Consider the following 4065-nt stretch of genomic DNA (forward strand, 5'->3'; position numbering starts at 1 on the left):
TCATATAATTCTGCAAATAAAACAATTCATCTTTATAATGACTTAATTCGAGATATGGTATGAAAATCGCAATTATTACTGGAATCACTGGACAAGATGGGGCTTACTTAGCCGAGTTACTACTTCAAAAAAATTATAAGGTATACGGAACGTATCGTCGTACAAGTTCCGTCAACTTCTGGCGTATCGGGGAATTAGGCATTAAAGATAACGCTAACCTTCATTTAGTTGAATACGACCTCACTGACTTGTCTGCAAGTATCCGTTTGCTGCAATCGACAGGTGCTACAGAAGTTTATAACCTCGCCGCACAAAGTTTTGTAGGCGTATCATTCGATCAGCCTGTGACCACTGCTGAAATTACAGGGATTGGTCCGGTCAACTTGCTCGAAGCTATTCGTATTGTAAACCCTGCAATTCGTTATTATCAGGCATCAACGTCTGAAATGTTTGGTCTGGTGCAGGCGGTGCCGCAGAAAGAAGATACCCCGTTCTATCCGCGTAGTCCTTATGGCGTTGCAAAACTGTATGCTCACTGGATGACCGTGAACTACCGTGAAAGCTATAATATCTTTGCATCAAGCGGGATTCTGTTTAACCACGAATCACCATTACGTGGCCAGGAATTTGTAACGCGTAAAATCACTGATTCTGTTGCTAAAATCAAACTTGGCAAACTTGATGTCCTTGAACTCGGCAATATGGACGCTAAGCGTGACTGGGGTTATGCCAAAGAGTATGTCGAAGGGATGTGGCGTATTCTGCAGGCAGAAAAACCCGATACCTTTGTGCTCGCAACTAATCGTACAGAGACCGTGCGTGACTTTGTCAGCATGGCTTTCAAAGCTGCAGGATTTACGCTGCGCTTTGAGGGTAAAGACGAGCAAGAAGTGGGCATTGATGTTGCGACAGGGAAAACATTAGTTCGCGTAAATCCTAAATTCTTCCGTCCTGCTGAAGTGGATTTGCTGATTGGTAACCCTGCCCGTGCAAAAGAAATTCTGGGCTGGGAGCCAAAAACCTCGTTAGAGCAGTTATGCCAAATGATGGTTGAAGCTGATTTACGCCGTAACCAGCAAGGGTTTTCTTTCTGATGTTCGGCGCCGGCAAACATGCCCTGGTAACAGGGATTAATGGTTTTACCGGCCGCTATGTGGCAGCGGAGTTATCCGCTGCCGGATATCGGGTATTCGGTATTGGTGCAATGCCTTTTGATGGGCCTGATTATTATCAGGTTGATCTAATGGATACTGCGAAGTTGCAGGATATTGTGGAGCGCATACAACCAAACGTTGTTGTCCATTTGGCCGCTATCGCATATGTCGGGCATGGTGATGCAGATGCCTTCTATAATGTTAATTTACTCGGTACGCGTAATTTATTACAGGCTTTGAGTACCCTTAACAGCTCTCTGGATGGTGTGCTTCTCGCCAGTAGTGCGAACATTTATGGAAATGGTACAGCAGGGCAACTGAATGAATCTGCGGCCCCAAATCCTGCGAACGATTATGCCGTCAGTAAGTTGGCCATGGAGTATATGTCTCGCCTGTGGATGGGTAAGCTACCTGTATTCATTACCCGGCCATTTAACTATACTGGCGTCGGTCAGGCAGAAAATTTCCTCTTGCCAAAGATCGTTAAACACTTTAAATCAAAATTGCCGACGATCGAGTTAGGAAATATTGATGTTTGGCGTGATTTTACGGATGTTCGCGCGCTTAGCAATGCGTATGTAAAATTATTGCAGGCTAAACCAGTCGGTGAGGTTATCAACATCTGCTCTGGTCGTACATACTCATTGAGAAAAGTTATTGAGCTGTGTGAGAAAATAACGGGCCATCATCTTACCATCCAAGTAAATCCTGATTTTGTCCGGGCGAATGAAGTTAAAACGCTCAGTGGGGATCCGTCAAAATTGCAATCATTTATTCCAGATTGGGATGTTCCACCACTCGAAGATACTCTACGTTGGATGTTGGAAAGCGAGTAATGAAAGTTATATTTGGAACTGATGCAATAAAATACCCATTAACAGGTATTGGACGTTATGCATTTGAGTTGGCTAAATGTTTATCTGATGCTCCAGAAATATCCGAATTGTTTTTTTTAAATGGGCATCGACTCTCTCAGCAAATGCCTGTGGCTAAAGAAAATAGCTCTTCAACAGAAGGGCTTAAGAGCCTGGTAAAAAAGAATCGACTGGCTTCTGAGGTATATAGAATCACAGCACCATGGTTGAAGACAAACATTTTAAAAAATCATAAAGATTCCATTTATCATGGACCCAATTTTTATCTACCTCCAAGAGTGGATCGTTGTGTTGTCACTTTTCATGATCTCTCGGTTTTTACGTTACCGCAATGCCATCCTCCTGAAAGAGTTCGGTATATGCGGAAAGAACTGTTGCACACTGTAAAGCGTGCATCGGTGTTTATCGCAGACTCTGACTTCACCAGATTGGAGTTGATTAATTATTTTAATCTTCCTGAAAATAAAGTGTTTACTGCAAAGTTAGCATGCGGGGGTGAATTTAGGCCGCGCCCTGAGGAAGATATAATCTCTGTTCTAGGAAAATACAAACTTTCCTTTAAAAAATATTCCTTATTCACTGGATCAATTGAACCGAGAAAGAATATTGCGACATTGCTTGATGCTTACGAGCGTCTGCCACTGTCACTGAGAAAGCAAACCCCACTCGTAATTAGCGGGTTCAAAGGGTGGAATAGTGATACTTTGCATCGTCGATTTGTGCAAGGTGAACGAGAAGGCTGGTTGCGTTATTTAGGATTTACGCCTTCAAGCGATTTGCCAGCACTGTATGCCGGCGCGGTTAGCTTTTTATTTCCATCAATTTATGAAGGATTTGGGCTACCTGTATTAGAGGCGATGGCTTCTGGTACTCCTGTTGTTTGTTCAAATAGCTCTTCACTTCCTGAAGTTGCGGGTAGCTGTGCGTTAATGTGTGATGCCATGGATGTTGAGACGCTAACGTCTTTAATTATGAAGAGTCTTACGGATACGGAATGGCAGGGTAGTGCCACTAACAGTGGGCTATCACATGTTAGCCAATTTTCATGGAAACGATGCGCAACTGAAACGGTTGCTGCATATAAACAGGTAAAGTAAGACTAATGCTGAAAGTATTGCACTTTTATAAAACATACTATCCAGATACTTTTGGTGGCATAGAGCAAGTTATCTACCAGTTAAGTGAGTCTGGGGCTGAATATGATCTTGAATCAACAGTACTTTCTTTAAGCAAACGTGGGGATATTAATAATCAAAAAATTGGTGTACAGCGTGTTTTTTACTCAAAAACCAATTTTGAGGTAGCCTCAACACCATTCTCTCTATCTTGCATTAAGAAATTTAAAGAATTAGCAAATCAAGCAGATATTATTCATTACCATTATCCATTTCCTTTTATGGATATGCTTCATTTTTTGTGTCGAATAAAAAAACCAACAGTTGTTAGCTATCATTCTGATATTGTAAAGCAAAAGTTTATTTCTCGGTTATATTCACCACTAATGAATCGCTTTCTGAGCTCAGTTGATTGCATTGTTGCTGCTTCTCCAAATTATGCACAGAGTAGTCGTGTATTACAGAAATTTGAAAAAAAAGTTAAGATTATTCCTTATGGACTGGATGAAAAATCGTATCCGCAGACTAAAATAGAAAGAGTAAATTACTGGAAAGAACGTGTGGGAGACAAATTTTTCCTTTTTATTGGTACGTTACGATATTACAAAGGGTTAGATATCTTATTGGATGCGGCTCATGCGACGTCTCTGCCTGTTGTAATTATAGGTAATGGAGGAGAAGAAACAGCTCTGAAGTTGAAGTCAGAAAAATTGGGGTTATCGAACGTTCATTTTGTTGGTGCTCTATCTGATGAGGATAAAGCAGTATTGTTGGAACTTTGTTATTCAGTGGTTTTTCCATCAAATCTTCGTTCAGAGGCTTTTGGCATAACTTTGCTTGAGGGGGCTATGTACGGGAAATCATTAATTTCATGTGAGATTGGCACTGGAACATCATATATTAACATTAATAATATAACAG

General features: G+C 41.2%; 4 protein-coding genes. All 4 read left to right on the forward strand.

What is annotated here, in order from left to right; all coding sequences use genetic code 11:
* Positions 1–59: 59 nt before the first annotated feature.
* A complete protein-coding gene (gene gmd / locus NNN64_RS22505) occupies positions 60–1094 on the forward strand; it encodes a GDP-mannose 4,6-dehydratase (RefSeq protein ID WP_271442839.1) in 1035 nt (344 codons plus the stop codon).
* A complete protein-coding gene (locus NNN64_RS22510) occupies positions 1094–1990 on the forward strand; it encodes a GDP-mannose 4,6-dehydratase (RefSeq protein WP_271442840.1) in 897 nt (298 codons plus the stop codon). The genes gmd and NNN64_RS22510 overlap by 1 nt, the downstream gene beginning before the upstream one ends.
* Positions 1990–3126, forward strand: a complete 1137-nt coding sequence (locus NNN64_RS22515) for a glycosyltransferase family 4 protein (RefSeq protein ID WP_271442841.1) — start codon at positions 1990–1992, stop codon at positions 3124–3126. Before NNN64_RS22510 ends, NNN64_RS22515 begins: the two co-directional genes overlap by 1 nt.
* Positions 3127–3131: 5 nt before the next feature.
* Positions 3132–4065 (forward strand): glycosyltransferase (locus NNN64_RS22520; protein WP_271442842.1); only part of this gene is annotated, 934 nt, incomplete at its 3' end.

The organism is Citrobacter sp. Igbk 14 (genome assembly GCF_028069825.1).
Lineage (GTDB): Bacteria > Pseudomonadota > Gammaproteobacteria > Enterobacterales > Enterobacteriaceae > Citrobacter.

What these genes read in the sequence shown, in the direction of transcription:
- gmd (WP_271442839.1), top strand. Translation starts at nt 60, where the DNA reads ATGAAAATCGCAATTATTACTGGAATCACTGGACAAGATGGGGCTTAC.
- NNN64_RS22510 (WP_271442840.1), top strand. Translation starts at nt 1,094, where the DNA reads ATGTTCGGCGCCGGCAAACATGCCCTGGTAACAGGGATTAATGGTTTT.
- NNN64_RS22515 (WP_271442841.1), top strand. Translation starts at nt 1,990, where the DNA reads ATGAAAGTTATATTTGGAACTGATGCAATAAAATACCCATTAACAGGT.